The following is a 15233-nucleotide window of genomic DNA, read 5'->3' as shown; positions in this document are numbered from 1 at the left end:
GCAATAAACTGTCGCGAAACTACAGTTTCGCTGACAAGCAGGAACGGACCGTGGGCCGTTCCAAAGTCATCCGAAAGTTCCCATACGGAAACTTTCTCCCTCTCAGGGTGTAAAACCTGCGCTATCCTTGCGCGGATTCTTGGACGCGCTGCGCCGATACATGCTCCCGGTTTGCTCTCATTAAACATTTTTAAGGATAGAGGCCTACGGGCTACGAATTTGCACAGTAAATTCTATTTTATGCGCGCTATCGCGCTTAATTGATATAGCCTGTTCCTTTTCGATAGATTAGAGATAGAAAAATCCGCAGACGTTCCCGTCTGCGGATTTTTCATTTGGAAATGAGGAATGAATGATGGTGGCATATTGAAGTCCTGCGGAGCCGTCCGGTATTTTTCCGGTGCCCCTTCGCTTTTGCTGTACTCAATTTACCATCGTGCGGACGCAATGTCAATGCATGCAAATGAATCTTAACACGCTCTTAACTGCCGGGCGGTCAAATGCTGTCAGTCCTCGTCAAGCGACACCCATTCGGTATCGCCGGTGTGGAAAAAGTACAGCACGCAGGCGCGGACCGGTCTGCCGTAAATCTCATGCACGGCACGCGCGTAGGCGGCCAGCTGCGGACGGTACTGCTCGGCTCTCTCGACCGCACCGCCCTTCTTGATGCGATCGGTCTTGAAGTCAAGGATAACAAAGCCGTCCCTGGTTTCAATCAGGCAGTCGATAACGCCCTGCAGGAGCACATTTTCCTCGGGTGCGTCCGCCGCAACTGGAAAATACGTTTGCGCCGGAACAAGCACGGAGAACTTGAACTCACGCCGCACCTTATTTTCCGCCATAAAGGTTTTGTACAGGTCGGAGGCGAAAAACCGTTCGATCTTGCGTTTATCCACAGCATGCGCCTGTTCTGTGGACAAAATCTTCTTTTCCGCCAGACGGTTCAGCTCGTTTTCCACGCCGTTCGGCGCACAGGCGGCGTCAAAGTCGCAGAACTGCATGAACAGGTGGTGCGCTGTACCGATCTCGGCAGGCGTCAGCTTCTTTTCTCCCTGCTCGAACAGTGGTGCGCGCAGCTGCACTTCTTTCCGCGGCGGCGTTGTCTGCTCGGCGGCCTCGTCTGCACGGTAGCCGCGGCCGACACCGGTGGCGGTCAGCTTGCTCGGCAGCTCCGCAAGGTAAGCATGCGGGTAGTCGAAGTGCGGCTGCACGGTGCAGTCGCCGGTCACCATGTCCTCGAAACGCAGGATTTCAGTTTCCTGCGGCTGCAGGTCGCTCGGATAATACACCTTGAGCACAAACGCATCATTGTCCGTGCCGTGCCCGGGCACCTCCGGCGCATACTCCTCGCGGAAGGCACGCGCGCATGGATGCCGCAGCAGCGGTGTCAGAATCCACGCAAGCGGCGTGCGTGCCGCACCCATGGCGTACTGCGGCAGCTCGTCGAGCGACGCCAGCAGCGACCACTTTTTCAGCGAATTCCGCAGGCTGCCGGTGGCTGCCGTCAGAATCAGTTTTTCCTTGGCGCGCGTCATCGCTACATATAATACGCGCAGCTCTTCGGATATCATTTCGCGGCGCATCTGCACCGAGACTGCAATGCGCTCGGCTGTGTCGTACTGCACACCGCGGTCACGGTCGCGGCACTTACTGCCGAAGCCGAGGTTCTGGTGCACGAGCACTGGCTCCTTGAGGTCGCTGTCGTTGAACTGCTTGGCGCAGTCCGCCACGATAACGACCGGAAATTCCAGTCCTTTAGACTTGTGGATGGACAGAATGCGGACCGCACCGCCGGTGGCCTCGGCACCGACCGTCTGGAAATCCTCACCCTGCTCGAGCATGCCGCGCAGCAGGCGCACAAAGTCAAACAGGCCGCGGAAGCCCTGTCCCTCAAACGAGCGCGCCCGCTCGAAGAATGTCAGCAGGTTGCTCTGGCGCTGTGCGCCGTTCGGCAGCGCACCGTACAGGCCGAGTGCGCCGGTCTGATCGTAAATCTCCCACAGCAGGCGGTACACCGGCTGATCGCACGCAAAAGTGCGCAGAAAGTCCAGCCGCTGCAGAAAGGTTTCCACCTTCGGGAAATCCGTTCTCGACTGCAGAAGCGCGTCATAATAGCTGATCTTGCGATCCACAAGGCGAATATCTGCCAGTTCCTGCTCGGTGAATCCGAACAGCGGCGAACGCATCACACCGATAAGGTCAACGTCCTGCCGCGGGTTGTCAATGACGCTGAGCAGCGACACCATCGTGCCGACCTCGGCAGTCTCGAGCAGGCCGCCGCGCTGTTCGGCGCTGGCTGTTACGCCGATGCGCTCCAGCTCCGCAATGTAGGTCGGCGCCTTGCTTCTGGGCGAGCGCAGCAGGATTACGATATCGCCCGGCGTGACCGGACGCAGCTTTCCGGTCTGCTTATCCGTCACCGGAAAGCCTTCGTCGAGCAGCGCACGAATCCGCTTCGCGGCAAGCCGTGCTTCGAGTTCGGTCTTATCCGGCGCATCATCGTCCTCGCCGAGTCCGTCCGCGTCCACGAGCAGGACTTCGGTCTTGTACCGCTCGTTTCCGGCCTCCGGATAGTAGTCCGCACCGAGGTGCAGCGCCTCCTTGTCCGTGTACGCGAGGTCGCCCACGGTCTCGCCCATGACGGCGGCAAACAGGTAGTTGCACGCGTCCAGCACAGCCGCCCGCGAGCGGAAATTCTGCCCGAGCACGACGCGGCGCGGCTGCCCGTCGGCGGCATCCGCCGCCTCACCGAAGCTGCGGTATTTCTCAAGGAAAATGGACGGGTCAGCCAGTCGAAAGCCGTAAATGCTCTGCTTGACGTCACCGACCATGAACAGGTTGGTCTCGTCTCTGGAGAGTGCACGGAAGATGGCATCCTGCACGGCGTTGGTGTCCTGATACTCGTCCACCGCAATTTCGGTGAACTGCTCAGACATGGTTTTCGCCAGTGCGGACGGCTTGCCGTCTGTATACAGCAGACGCACGGCAAAGTGCTCCAAATCGTTGAAATCCGCAGCATTTCTCGCACGTTTCGCTGCCGTAAAGGCATCGTCAAAGGCGTTTACCATGTCAATGAGTGCGAACAGCGCGGGGGCTGTCAGGCCGCGGTCGTACTCCGCTTCTTCTGCGGTGACGGTCAGCCATTTCTCCCGAATGTTATTGGCAACGCCCTTCCACTCCTCGCGCATGGCCTTGATCTGCTCGAGGAACGCCTTGTCCTCAAATTTTCTCGCGGCCTTCAGTCGGTCAAACGAAATCGACCGGGCAGCCTTCACGCAGTCATCCCAGCTGCCGCCAAACAGTGCGTCCAGCAGATGCTCGGCCTGATTTAAGTCGCTCGTCAGCGCGGGCAGATAGTTGTCCGCCAGCTCATCAATGCCGGTCAATTCATCCACAGCCATGTGCAGAAATGCCGCACCGTGCTGTGCTGCCGACCTTGCCTGCTCGCGCAGAACACAGCCGTGCGGCGTGTCCATGCCGCGCGTGTACAACCCCGCACGCACGTCCTCAAGGAACGCCCGCGGATCGGGATGCGCCTGAATCTTCTCGTAGGTGCCGAGAATGACCTCGCCCAGCTTTTTATCGTCGCGCCCCGCCGTCAGCAGGTCACAGAGCGCGAAAAACTTCTCGTCCGCCTGCTCGTAGGCCGTGTCGAGCACTTCTTCGAGCACCTCGGCGCGCAGCAGCCTGCCCTCGTTTTCGTCCATCAGGCGGAAGTCGGGCGCGATGCCGAGCACCGCCGCCTGCTCGCGCGCGAGCGACAGGCACAGCGCATGCACAGTCGTGATTTTCGCGCGGTGCACGAGGAACAGCTGCCGCCGCAGACGGGTATCCCGCGGGTTTGCGGCTACAGCCGCACCGAGGGCCGCACCGATTCGCTCGCGCATTTCGGCTGCCGCTGCGTTGGTAAAGGTAACCAGCAGCAGGCGGTCGATATCGACCGGATCCTTCTCGTCCGTCAGCCGACGGAGTACGCGCTCGGTCAGTACGGCGGTCTTGCCCGAGCCGGCTGCCGCCGAAACCAGCAATGCGCCGCCGCGGTCGTCGATCGCAGTCTGCTGATCAGGTGTCCACTTCGGCATTGTCGTTCCCTCCTAACTGCTCCCAGAATTCCTTGTCCTTGATGTTTTTCAGCCAGCGTACCTTATCTCCGGCGGTCTCGTCGAACCGGCAGGCTGCCCGGAAATCGCACCATTCGCAATAGCTGCGGTCGGTCTTGCGCGGATCAGCTTCAATGCTGCCGTTTCGCAGAGCCTGTCCCATTTCGAGCAGCTTTTTCTGCGTATAGCGTGCCAGTCTGCCGAATTTCGCCAGATCAGCTACCGCAGACTTGGCGGCAAGCGTCGGCTCGTCCTCGCCCTTCCTGGTCTTGATAGAGACCGGAATAAACCGTCCGTCACCTTCCAGACCGTGCTCCATCGCCTCGAGCAGCGACATATCGTCGCTCAGCAGACCCGAACGCCGCAGCGCCTTGTCGCGCAGGATGCGCAGCCCGTCCTCGTCCGTGTCGCGCGCCGCATCCGGCAGCTCATCGCGTACCGGAACATACAGCACGCCTGCCGGTACGATTTCGTTCAGCTCGGCGGTCAGGCGGGCACGATAGCGGTCCAGACCCTCCTGCTGCAGCGCGTACAGATAGATGATAAGCTGCATGTTGAGTCCGTACCAGATGTCGGACAGCGAAAATGACTTTTTGCCGCTTTTGTAGTCCATAACGCGCAGATAGAGACGACCGTTTTTGATGTAGCCGTCCACGCGGTCCACCTTGCCGGAGAGCGAAACCGACACATCGCCGTCCTCACACTGCACGGGCGGCAGGTCTCCGCTGCGCGAGAAGTCCAGCTCATAGTCGATCGGCGCAAAGTCGGATACGCGCAGTTCTTCGATCACGTTGTCGAGGATCTGCTCCACGGCGCGCACCAGTCGGCGGAACAGGTACTGGAAACGCGCGGTTTTGTTCTCCAGGCCGCCCAGTTCCTCCGCGACATACTGCCGTACCGCTTCACGGCAGGCTTTGCGCACGGTCGGCTGATCGGCATGGGCAGCGCCGCCCTCGCACTTTCCCAGAGCATCCAGCGCATGCTCGAGCACATAGTGGATGAACGTGCCGGTCGAGAGCGCATCAAACTTCGCCACGCGGCGCGGCTTGGCCTTGAGACCGTACTGCATAAAGAACGCAAACCGGCAGGAATAGAACGTATCCACACGCGAAGCGGTCAGATTGAGGCTTTTTCCGTACAATCCGTCAATCGTGTGCGGACTGCTCAGCGGTCCTCTGCCGTGCCGCTGCGCCTGCGCGTTTTTGACGCGCTCATCATCCTTATAGTAGTCATAGGCAGCCCGCACGGCGGCTGTCCGGTCGCCCGAAAGATACGCGCACGCGAGTTCGACCGCCGGTCGTTCTGCCTGCAGGCGGTCACGCACGGTCTCCGTCCGGTGGGTGGAAAACGGCACATCCGGCAGCAATTCGCGCACTGTGTTTACGAAGTAGGACGGCCGCGTTTCACCGCCGCCTGCGTCGATGGTGTGATACGTCAGCAGCAGCTCGTCCGTCGGGCACGCGAGTGCTCGATAGAGCGTTTCCTGCTCCATCAGCAGGCGTTCTTCGCCGTAGGCTTTGAGTTCCACGCCGAGCGCATCCATTTTGTCGCGGTCCATGTCACTCAACAGCGAGGTCGAGGACGGGGTTTTCGGTATCAGGCCGTCGTTGACGCCCAGCAGGATGACATATTTCGCATTTTCCGTACACGCACGCTCGATGTTGCCGCAGGTCACGCGGTCGAGCGAAACCGGAATCGTACCCACATCATACTCGCCGAGCACCAGCCGGAACAGCTGCGCGAAACGGTCGAGCGTCAGCGGCATATCACCGCACACCCATGCAAACTGCTCCATCGCAGAAACCAGGATTTCCCACAGCTGGCGGTACTCGTCGGCCAGCTGCAGACGGCCCGCCTGCTCGTGTCCGGCGGCGCGGTCGGTCATGCGCTGCGGCGCATCCACCGCGAGAAGGAATGCATAGAGCGCACGCACGCAGTCACCTGCAGGCTGCTCACCTGCAAGTGCCTCGCGCAGTGCGGAGAACGGCGCGATTGCCCGTTTGCGGAGTGTGTTCAGTTCGGCAAGCTGCGCCTTCGCATTCTCGTCGATGGACAGACCATAGCCGTCCGGATGCTCGGTCCACTCGCGTTCCCATGCTCCGCCGCGGATGTTCCAGGTGAGCACATAGTTCTCTAATTTATCAATTTCGTCCCAATCCAAGCCCGCAAGTCCGGTCTTGAGACAGGAGAACAGATCTTCATATCGGAAGTGATTTCGTACCGCCTCGAGTGCATTCGTGACCAGCGCCATCGGCGGACGAGACAGCAGATCCGGCTTTTCCGCGAGGAACACCGGAATGTCGTACCGCGCCATCGCCATTGCAAGGAACGCACTGTACGGCTCGATATCGCGTGCCGCAACCACAAAATCGCGGCAGCGCGCGCCTTCGTCCCGCACCTTGCGCCGAATGTAAGCTGCCGCGTGCTCGCACTCGTCAAACGGCGAAGCCGCCTCGTACAGCCGAACGCCATCCGCACTCTCCTGCGGGGTGCGCACCGGCAACAGGCTTTCGCGTTCGAGCGCAGCCAGTCCCGCCGGTCGGGCCACCTTGCTTTCGCCCAGTTCGATGCGCTCGACCGTCTGGTTATGATGTTTTGCCATCCGGGTTAATTTCTGCACTGTTTTACAGCCGGTAAGGAAAATCTCCGGGTAATCCGTATCACAGGTTACCGCCGCAGAGAGCGGCACACCCGCTGCCAGCATGGCATCAACCACTGCACTTTCCTGCACAGTAAAGCCGAGAAAACCATCCAGATAGACCGCTGCGCCGTCCAGTGTGTGGCTTTCTGCCAGACGGTCGCGCAGGTGTGTCAGACGGTCTCTCGGGTCAGGCAAAGACTCCTCGCACAGGCGCTCATATGCCGTCAAAATCTGTGCAAGATCGGACAATTTTTCTGCAAGTACCGCGTCCTCACTCTCCTCGGCAGCCGCAAACAGCGTCTCCGGTGCGACTGCACAGGTTTTGCACTCGTCGATCAGCCGCAGCGCCTCCTGCAGCAGCTCCGGCTTGTCTGCCAGACCCTTCCACGCACTCAGCCCGCCCTGCACACGGCGTGCCGCCTCCTGCAAGGTCAAAAGCTGACCTGCCGGTGTCAGCATCTGCTGTGCCAGTCCGCCGACCTCAGAGAACACACGGTCAGCCAATCGTGAAAACGTCAGCACCTCGGCCGTGCGTGCGCCGTGGTTGTGCGTGGCTGCGGCAAGCCGCCGCTCCATCAGGTGCGAGTTCAGCTCGGGCACGAGCAGAATCTGCCGTCCCTCTCCCTTTTCACTCAGCGCCGCGATCTCCCGCAGGATGGCCGTTGTCTTGCCGCTCCCCGCTCGTCCGGTCCAGATCCGCATGGCACACTCTCCTTTCATTTCATAGCTATTTGATTATAGCACAACCGGAGCAAATTGAAAATTGGTAATGGAAAACAGGAAAATATCAATAAAGACCGTGTAGTCGTTTTATGCTTTTCGTGCGTTATCCGCTTATTTCCCAGTCTTTTTTGAACTTTTCCGGCGTTTCGTTTGCATTCACATATTCTGTAAAATTATTTTTTCAAAAAACTCTTGCATTTTTCTCCGCTTGGGACTATACTTTCCTCAGGCGGAACAATAAAGGCTCTGCCCCGCAAAACCAAATATTTGATTCTTCAGGGCAGGGTGCAATTCCCTACCGGCGGTACAGCCCGCGAGCGGATGCCATTCGGCGGAAGCATGATTCGGTGAAATTCCGATGCCGACAGTATAGTCTGGATAAAAGAAGAATGCGCGGAAAGATTTTCCGTTTGTTTGCTGTTCTGAAATGCCGATTCGGTGTTTCAGACTTTTTATTTTCACAATGCTTTTTTCAGCGTCCCGAAGATTCTGTCTTTGGGACGTTTTTTTTGGCTGTCGCCAAACTATCGTGAAATTTTCTACAGAATTATTATATCAGGTGATTCTATGCAGGAGCAAAAACAGGAATATATGCGTCAGGCGTTGGCGCTGGCCCAGCGCGGAGCCGGTCACGTCAATCCGAATCCGATGGTCGGCTGCGTCATCGTCAAGGACGGAAAAATCATCGGTGAAGGCTGGCACGAGCACATCGGCGGCCTGCATGCCGAGCGCAACGCGTTCGCGCACTGCACCGAGGACTGCACGGGCGCAGACCTTTACGTCACGCTCGAGCCGTGCTGCCACTGGGGACGCACGCCGCCGTGCACAGACGCAGTCATCGAGCACAAGATCGGCCGCGTGTTCGTCGGCTGCCTCGACCCGAACCCGCTGGTAGCCGGCAAAGGCGCACAGATCCTGCGCGACGCAGGCATTGAAGTCGAGACCGGCGTGTGCGAGGACGAATGCCGCCGCGTGAATGAAGTTTTCTTTCACTACATCACGCACAAGACGCCGTTTGTGACGCTCAAGTACGCGATGACGCTGGACGGCAAAATCGCCGCACACACCGGCGACAGCCGCTGGGTTACCGGCGAGACCGCCCGCCGTCATGTACACGAAACGCGCAACCGGCTGCCCGCCATCATGGTCGGCATCGGCACCGTGCTTGAGGACGATCCGCTGCTCACCTGCCGCATTGACGGCGGGCGCGATCCGATCCGCGTAATCTGCGACAGCCGCGCAAGAACGCCGATCGACAGCAGAATCGTACAGACGGCGAACAAAATCCCGACCTATATCGCGGTCGTCGGTCGAAATGAGCGCACCGCTGAACTGGAACAGCACGGTGTACACATTCTCGAATGCAAAACGAAAGACGAGCGCGTAGACCTTGCCGACCTGATGCGCCAGCTCGGCGCACTCAGCATCGACGGCATATTGCTTGAAGGCGGCTCGGCACTTGCGTTCTCCGCGCTGCAGGCCGGTGTGGTGCACCGCGTGCAGGCGTACATCGCCCCGAAAATCATCGGCGGTGCAGGCGCAAAAAGTCCGGTCGGAGGTCTGGGATTTGACAAGATGGTGCAGGCGCTTCCGCTGAAGGACGTGACCTGCACGCCGATGGGCGAAGATTTCCTGCTTGAAGGGAGATTGTAATGTTTACTGGACTTATCGAAGAAATCGGTACGGTGCGGCGCATCGAGCGCGGCGCAAAGGGCGCTCGGCTGACGATTGCGGCAGATACCGTGCTCGAAAATACAAAAATCGGCGACAGCATTGCCACGAACGGCGTGTGTCTGACCGTGGTTGCGCTGACGGACGACAGCTTCAGCGCCGACGTGATGGCGGAAAGCCTGCGGCGTTCCGCGCTCGGCAGTCTGCAGAGCGGCTCGCCGGTCAATCTGGAGCGCGCGATGCCTGCCGACGGACGGTTCGGCGGTCATATCGTATCCGGCCATATCGACGGCACCGGCTCGGTTCTCTCGCAGCGGCGCGAGGACAACGCCGTGTGGGTGACGATCAAAACACCGGCTCCCCTGCTCCGGTACATCGTCGAAAAAGGCTCGATCGCCATTGATGGCGTCAGCCTTACCGTCGCGGCTGTGACGGACACCGACTTTTCGGTCTCCATCATTCCGCACACCGGCGCGCAGACCATCCTGCTCGGCAAAAAGCCGGGCGAGCCGGTCAACCTCGAATGTGATGTGATCGGCAAATACGTTGAAAAAATGCTCACGCCGCACAAATCCAGCGGTATTACGATGGATTTTCTTGCACAACACGGATTTTAACGGAGGTTTTCTTTTATGGAATATCAGTTCAATACAGTTGAAGAAGCGCTCGAAGAGCTTCGCGCCGGACACCTCATCCTCACCATCGACGACCCGGACCGTGAGAACGAGGGCGACCTCATCTGCGCCGCACAGTTCGCCACGACCGAGAACGTCAACTTCATGGCGACCCATGCCAAGGGCCTGATCTGCACACCGATGAGTGAGCAGGTTGCACTCCGTCTCGGTCTGGAGCAGATGGTAAAGGTCAACACCGACAACCACCACACCGCGTTCACGGTCTCCATCGACCATGTGGACACCACGACCGGCATTTCCGCCGAGGAACGCGGCTTTACCTGCCGCAAATGTGCGGATATCCACACCAAGCCGGAGGAGCTCCGCCGTCCGGGACACGTTTTCCCGCTTGTTGCACGCCGCGGCGGTGTGCTGACCCGCAACGGCCACACCGAGGCGACTGTCGATCTGTGCCGTCTGGCCGGACTCGAGCAGTGCGGTCTGTGCTGTGAGATCATGCGCGATGACGGCACGATGATGCGCACGCCCGAGCTGATGGAGAAGGCCAAGGAATGGGGTCTCAAGATCATCACCATCAAGGACCTGCAGGACTACTGCCGCCGTCATGATAAGCACGTTGTCCGCGAAGCCTGTGCGAAAATGCCCACCCGTTTCGGTGAGTTCCGCATCTACGGCTACGTCAACGACCTGACCGGCGAGCACCACGTTGCGCTCGTCAAGGGAGAGATCGGCGATGGCAAGAACCTGCTCTGCCGCGTACACTCCGAGTGCCTGACCGGCGACGTGTTCGGTTCCCGCCGGTGCGACTGCGGTCAGCAGCTGGCGGCAGCCATGCAGCAGATCGACAAGGAAGGCCGCGGCGTGCTGCTCTATATGCGCCAGGAAGGCCGCGGAATCGGTCTGATCAACAAGCTGAAGGCGTATGAACTGCAGGAAAAGGGCTTCGATACAGTCGAGGCAAACGTAAAGCTCGGCTTTGCGCCCGACCTGCGTGAATACTGGATCGGCGCTCAGATTCTGCAGGACCTCGGCGCAAAGGAGCTGCGCCTGCTGACCAATAATCCGGAGAAGATTTACGGTCTGGACGGCTTCGGCGTAGAGATCACCGAGCGCGTACCGATCGAGATCGCACCGCAGAAGGACGACGCGTTCTATCTCAGAACCAAGAAAATTAAGATGGGTCACCTCTTTAGTGAAACATTGTAATCAATCTATCCCGCAGGGCGGGATGACCTCACCTCGCCCTGCAATATATCTGTTCACCATATTGAAAGGAAGATTTTAAGATGAAGGTACTCGAAGGCAAGTTAGTAGCAACCAAGGGCAAGTTTGCGATCGTTGGTTCGCGTTTCAACGAATTTATCGTTTCCAAGCTGATCTCCGGCGCGGAGGACACGCTGGTGCGCCACGGTGTAGACACCGACGACATCACGCTCGTATGGGTTCCCGGCGCGTTTGAGATCCCGCTGGCGGCGCAGAAGCTGGCGCAGAGCGGCAAGTATGATGCAGTTATCTGCCTCGGCGCGGTTATCCGCGGCTCGACCAGCCACTACGACCTCGTGTGCAACGAGGCTGCCAAGGGCATTGCACAGGTCAACCTGCAGACCGGTGTGCCGGTGACCTTCGGTGTGGTTACCACCGAGAACATCGAGCAGGCCATCGAGCGCGCAGGCACCAAGGCCGGCAACAAGGGCGCCGATGCAGCGATTGCCGCTCTCGAACTGGCAAACCTGCTGCCGCAGCTCTAAAATTGTGCAAAAAAAATGCTCTCTGATGATTCAGAGAGCATTTTTATTTACCATCCTCAATTCTATTTTCCTCCTGCAGACGAAAAACCACCCGAGAAAATCCCGGGTGGTTTTCTTTATTCTACCGAGCCTTCTCCGCCCATGAGCGCGGTCAGCTCCTCAATCCGCTCCAGCGGGAACGGTGGGAACGCCACCGGCTTCATGGCGATGGACATCAGCTTCATCGGGTTATCGTCCGCCGCTGCGCGGTTAGAGTGCAGTACACCGCACCTGCGGGTACGACCGGACGGCCGCACACCCTACAGGTGAAGCTGTCGTCGCAGGCATGCGTTTTGTAATAACCCTTTTGATATTGCTTGCGTTTATTCTCCCGATTCATGGGAATTCCTCCTAAAAAGTCGATATTTTCGTCCTTTGGGGAGGTGGTTTACGGATTCCTGCACAGCCGACCTCCCGGTCAGCGCACAAGCTCCAGTTTACCGAATTCGTTCAAAAAGCAATGCTCCTTTAATTATTTATCCTTGAGTGCGTCCTTTACCTTATCCCAGAAGCTCTTGCGCTTTACCTGATTCTCGTCCGTGGACGTTTCCTCGAACTCACGCAGCAGCTTTTTCTGCTTTTCGGACAGGTTCTTCGGCACCTCGATGTTTACGCGGACATACTGGTCGCCGCGACCACGGCCGTTGACATTCTGAATGCCCTTGCCGCGCATGCGGAACGTCGTGCCGGTCTGCGTGCCTTCCGGAATCTTGTACTCGATGCGGCCGTCGATGGTCGGCACCTGCAGCGTATCGCCGAGTGCGGCCTGTGCGAACGAAATCGGAATATCGACATGTACATCCGAGCCGTTGCGGGTAAAGATCGGATGCGGACGGATGGCAACCGTTACGAACAGATCGCCTGCGGGACCGCCGTTCACGCCTGCATTGCCCTGACCGCGCTGCTGGATGGACTGACCATCGTCGATACCTGCCGGAATGTTGACCTTGAACTTGCGGGTCTTGCGAACACGGCCCTGACCGCCGCACTTCGGACACGGCTTCTTGATGATCTTGCCGGTGCCGCGGCAGTTCGGGCAGGCGCCCTGCGTCTGGAACATGCCGAGCGGCGTGCGCTGGGTCTGCGTAACAACGCCGGTGCCACGGCAGTTCGGACAGGTCTCCGCCGTGGTGCCCTTTGCGGCACCTGTGCCGCCGCAGTCGTCACAGGATTCAATGCGCTCGACCGTGATCTCCTTTTCACAGCCGAATGCGGCTTCCTCGAAGGACAGGATCACCGTCTGACGGATGGATTCGCCGCGCTGCGGTGCATTACGGCGGGACGACCGTCCGCCGCCAAAGCCGCCGCCGAAGAACGAACCGAACAGGTCGCCCAGATCGCCCATATCAAAGCCGCCGCCGAAGCCGCCGGCACCGGCACCGCCGCCGTAGCTCGGGTCAACGCCGGCAAAGCCGAACTGATCGTACTTGGCGCGCTTCTCCTTGTCGGACAGCACTTCGTACGCTTCGTTTGCTTCCTTGAACTTATCCGCAGCCTCCGGATTATCCTTGTTGAGGTCCGGGTGGTACTTGCGCGCCAGCTTGCGGTATGCCTTTTTCAGCTCATCATCACTTGCGCCCTTCTGTACGCCGAGCACTTCATAATAATCTCTTTTATCAGCCATAAAAAATCATCCTATACACAGGGATAGGCGCACCGAAGCGCGCCTTCTCTTAGTGAGGAGATAGGAGTGAGGAGACAGGAGTTTTGATACCGTGCAATCTCGCTGCACTCTGCCGAAAACCGGCAGCCATAACTCCTAACTCCTACTTCCTAACTCCTATCTGTTATTACTTGTTGTCGTCGTCCTTAACCTCGGTGAAGTCAGCGTCTACAAAGTCGCCCTGCTGGCCGCCCTGAGCGCCTGCACCCTGAGCGCCGCCCATGTTCGGGTCGCCCTGCGGTGCCTGCTGCTGATAGATCTTGCCGGCCAGATCGGAGAACTTCTTAGACAGGCCCTCGGTTGCAGCCTTGATCATATCGGTATCGGTGCCCTTGAGCGCTTCCTTAACCTTTTCGATCTCAGCCTGAACGCCTGCCTTCTCATCTGCGGACAGCTTGTCGCCCAGATCGGTCAGTGCCTTCTCAGACTGGAATACCAGCTGCTCAGCGTTGTTGCGAACCTCAACTGCTTCCTTGTTCTTCTTATCCTGCTCAGCGTACTGCTCAGCCTCGTGCATTGCCTTGTCGATCTCATCCTGAGACAGATTGGTGGATGCAGTGATGGTGATCTTCTGCTCCTTGCCGGTGCCGAGGTCCTTAGCAGATACGTTTACGATGCCGTTTGCGTCGATATCGAAGGTAACTTCGATCTGAGGAATACCGCGCGGTGCCGGAGCGATGCCGTCGAGGGTGAAGCGGCCGAGGGTCTTGTTGCCTGCAGCCATCTCGCGCTCGCCCTGCAGAACGTGAATCTCAACGGACGGCTGGTTGTCAGCTGCGGTGGAGAAGATCTGGCTCTTCTTGGTCGGGATGGTGGTGTTGCGGTCGATCAGCTTGGTGCATACGCCGCCGAGGGTCTCAATACCGAGGGACAGCGGAGTTACGTCGAGCAGCAGCACGTCCTTGACCTCGCCGCCAAGTACGCCGCCCTGGATGGATGCGCCGATTGCTACGCACTCGTCCGGATTGATGCCCTTGAAGCCTTCCTTGCCGGTGATGCCCTTAACAGCCTCCTGTACAGCCGGGATACGGGTGGAACCGCCAACCAGCAGGACCTTGGACAGATCAGAAGCGGACAGACCAGCGTCGCTCATAGCCTGACGAACCGGACCCATGGTGCGCTCAACGAGGTCTGCGGTCAGCTCGTTGAACTTTGCACGGGTCAGGGTCAGCTCGAGGTGCTTCGGGCCGGTAGCATCAGCGGTGATATACGGCTGGTTGATGGAGGTCTGGCTCATGCCGGACAGTTCAATCTTTGCCTTCTCAGCAGCTTCCTTCAGGCGCTGCATAGCCATACGGTCGTTCGACAGGTCAATGCCGTTGGACTTCTTGAACTCGTCAACCATCCAGTCGATGATGCGCTGGTCGAAGTCATCGCCGCCGAGGTGGGTATCACCTGCGGTGGACAGAACCTCCAGAACGCCCTCGCCGATATCCAGGATGGATACATCGAACGTACCGCCGCCGAGGTCGTATACCATGATCTTCTGCTCGGATTCCTTATCTACGCCGTAAGCCAGTGCAGCAGCGGTCGGCTCGTTGATGATACGCAGAACTTCCAGACCTGCGATCTTGCCAGCATCCTTGGTAGCCTGACGCTGCGAGTCGGAGAAGTAAGCCGGAACGGTGATGACCGCCTGATTTACCGGCTGGCCGAGGTATGCTTCTGCGTCAGCCTTCAGCTTCTGCAGGATCATAGCGGAAATCTCCTGCGGGGAGTACGGCTTGCCGTCGATGTTTACGCGGTAGTCGGTGCCCATGTGGCGCTTGATGGAAATAATGGTGCGGTCTGCGTTGGTTACAGCCTGGCGCTTAGCGACCTGACCGATCATACGCTCGCCGTCCTTAGAAAATGCAACAACAGACGGAGTGGTGCGCGCACCCTCAGCGTTAGGGATGACTACGGCTTCGCCGCCCTCCATAACAGATACACAAGAGTTCGTCGTACCAAGGTCAATACCAATGATCTTACCCATAATAAATACACTCCTTAAATGATAGGATTTTGTTTACT

9 protein-coding genes and 1 riboswitch are annotated in these 15233 nt (G+C 58.6%); of the genes, 4 read left to right on the top strand and 5 right to left on the bottom strand.

Annotated elements, in window-relative coordinates; genetic code table 11:
- Positions 1 to 506: 506 nt before the first annotated feature.
- Together addA and DWZ82_RS04665 are read right to left on the bottom strand one after the other, a co-directional pair.
- On the bottom strand, positions 507 to 4082 hold the full coding sequence (addA, locus tag DWZ82_RS04670; RefSeq protein WP_118479128.1) for a helicase-exonuclease AddAB subunit AddA: 3576 nt from the start codon (positions 4080 to 4082) through the stop codon (positions 507 to 509).
- Positions 4063 to 7443, bottom strand: coding sequence for a PD-(D/E)XK nuclease family protein (locus DWZ82_RS04665; protein WP_158575086.1), 3381 nt, complete (start codon positions 7441 to 7443; stop codon positions 4063 to 4065). Before DWZ82_RS04665 ends, addA begins: the two co-directional genes overlap by 20 nt.
- Positions 7444 to 7731: 288 nt before the next feature.
- Positions 7732 to 7858: riboswitch (FMN riboswitch) on the top strand.
- A gap of 173 nt (positions 7859 to 8031) precedes the next feature.
- On the opposite strand from DWZ82_RS04665, the gene ribD reads away from it, so the two are divergent.
- The 4 genes from ribD to ribH all read left to right on the top strand — a co-directional run bounded on the left by ribD (position 8032) and on the right by ribH (position 11518).
- Positions 8032 to 9117: a bifunctional diaminohydroxyphosphoribosylaminopyrimidine deaminase/5-amino-6-(5-phosphoribosylamino)uracil reductase RibD gene (gene ribD, locus DWZ82_RS04660; protein WP_118479124.1), complete on the top strand. Its 1086-nt coding sequence runs from the start codon at positions 8032 to 8034 to the stop codon at positions 9115 to 9117.
- Entirely contained in the window at positions 9117 to 9752 is a 636-nt protein-coding gene (locus DWZ82_RS04655) for a riboflavin synthase (protein ID WP_117491329.1), read from the top strand. The genes ribD and DWZ82_RS04655 overlap by 1 nt, the downstream gene beginning before the upstream one ends.
- A 15-nt stretch (positions 9753 to 9767) precedes the next feature.
- A complete protein-coding gene (locus tag DWZ82_RS04650) occupies positions 9768 to 10976 on the top strand; it encodes a bifunctional 3,4-dihydroxy-2-butanone-4-phosphate synthase/GTP cyclohydrolase II (protein WP_117491331.1) in 1209 nt (402 codons plus the stop codon).
- Positions 10977 to 11056: 80 nt separating this feature from the next.
- Complete coding sequence (ribH, locus tag DWZ82_RS04645; RefSeq protein WP_118479122.1) at positions 11057 to 11518, top strand: 6,7-dimethyl-8-ribityllumazine synthase; 462 nt, start codon at positions 11057 to 11059, stop codon at positions 11516 to 11518.
- A 220-nt stretch (positions 11519 to 11738) separates the two neighbouring features.
- Here the strand turns inward: ribH and DWZ82_RS15975 are convergent, their stop codons facing one another.
- The 3 genes from DWZ82_RS15975 to dnaK form a co-directional block, all read right to left on the bottom strand.
- Complete coding sequence (locus DWZ82_RS15975; protein WP_442861216.1) at positions 11739 to 11897, bottom strand: hypothetical protein; 159 nt, start codon at positions 11895 to 11897, stop codon at positions 11739 to 11741.
- A gap of 132 nt (positions 11898 to 12029) precedes the next feature.
- The gene (dnaJ, locus tag DWZ82_RS04635; RefSeq protein ID WP_118360297.1) at positions 12030 to 13181 is read right to left on the bottom strand and encodes a molecular chaperone DnaJ; all 1152 of its coding nucleotides are present in this window, start codon (positions 13179 to 13181) and stop codon (positions 12030 to 12032) included.
- A 166-nt stretch (positions 13182 to 13347) separates the two neighbouring features.
- Positions 13348 to 15195: a molecular chaperone DnaK gene (gene dnaK, locus DWZ82_RS04630; protein WP_118479120.1), complete on the bottom strand. Its 1848-nt coding sequence runs from the start codon at positions 15193 to 15195 to the stop codon at positions 13348 to 13350.
- Between the last annotated feature and the right edge of the window lie 38 nt (positions 15196 to 15233).

The sequence above is a fragment of the Butyricicoccus sp. AF35-5AC genome (genome assembly GCF_003477715.1).
In the GTDB taxonomy this organism is placed as follows: domain Bacteria; phylum Bacillota; class Clostridia; order Oscillospirales; family Butyricicoccaceae; genus Agathobaculum; species Agathobaculum butyriciproducens.
Note: the sequence above shows the minus strand (reverse complement) of the source record. Positions and strands in the feature narration are given on the sequence as shown.

Excerpts from the sequence above, each read along its gene's own strand:
- addA (WP_118479128.1), bottom strand. The coding sequence starts at position 4,082 with ATGCCGAAGTGGACACCTGATCAGCAGACTGCGATCGACGACCGCGGC.
- DWZ82_RS04665 (WP_158575086.1), bottom strand. The coding sequence starts at position 7,443 with ATGCGGATCTGGACCGGACGAGCGGGGAGCGGCAAGACAACGGCCATC.
- ribD (WP_118479124.1), top strand. The coding sequence starts at position 8,032 with ATGCAGGAGCAAAAACAGGAATATATGCGTCAGGCGTTGGCGCTGGCC.
- DWZ82_RS04655 (WP_117491329.1), top strand. The coding sequence starts at position 9,117 with ATGTTTACTGGACTTATCGAAGAAATCGGTACGGTGCGGCGCATCGAG.
- DWZ82_RS04650 (WP_117491331.1), top strand. The coding sequence starts at position 9,768 with ATGGAATATCAGTTCAATACAGTTGAAGAAGCGCTCGAAGAGCTTCGC.
- ribH (WP_118479122.1), top strand. The coding sequence starts at position 11,057 with ATGAAGGTACTCGAAGGCAAGTTAGTAGCAACCAAGGGCAAGTTTGCG.
- DWZ82_RS15975 (WP_442861216.1), bottom strand. The coding sequence starts at position 11,897 with ATGAATCGGGAGAATAAACGCAAGCAATATCAAAAGGGTTATTACAAA.
- dnaJ (WP_118360297.1), bottom strand. The coding sequence starts at position 13,181 with ATGGCTGATAAAAGAGATTATTATGAAGTGCTCGGCGTACAGAAGGGC.
- dnaK (WP_118479120.1), bottom strand. The coding sequence starts at position 15,195 with ATGGGTAAGATCATTGGTATTGACCTTGGTACGACGAACTCTTGTGTA.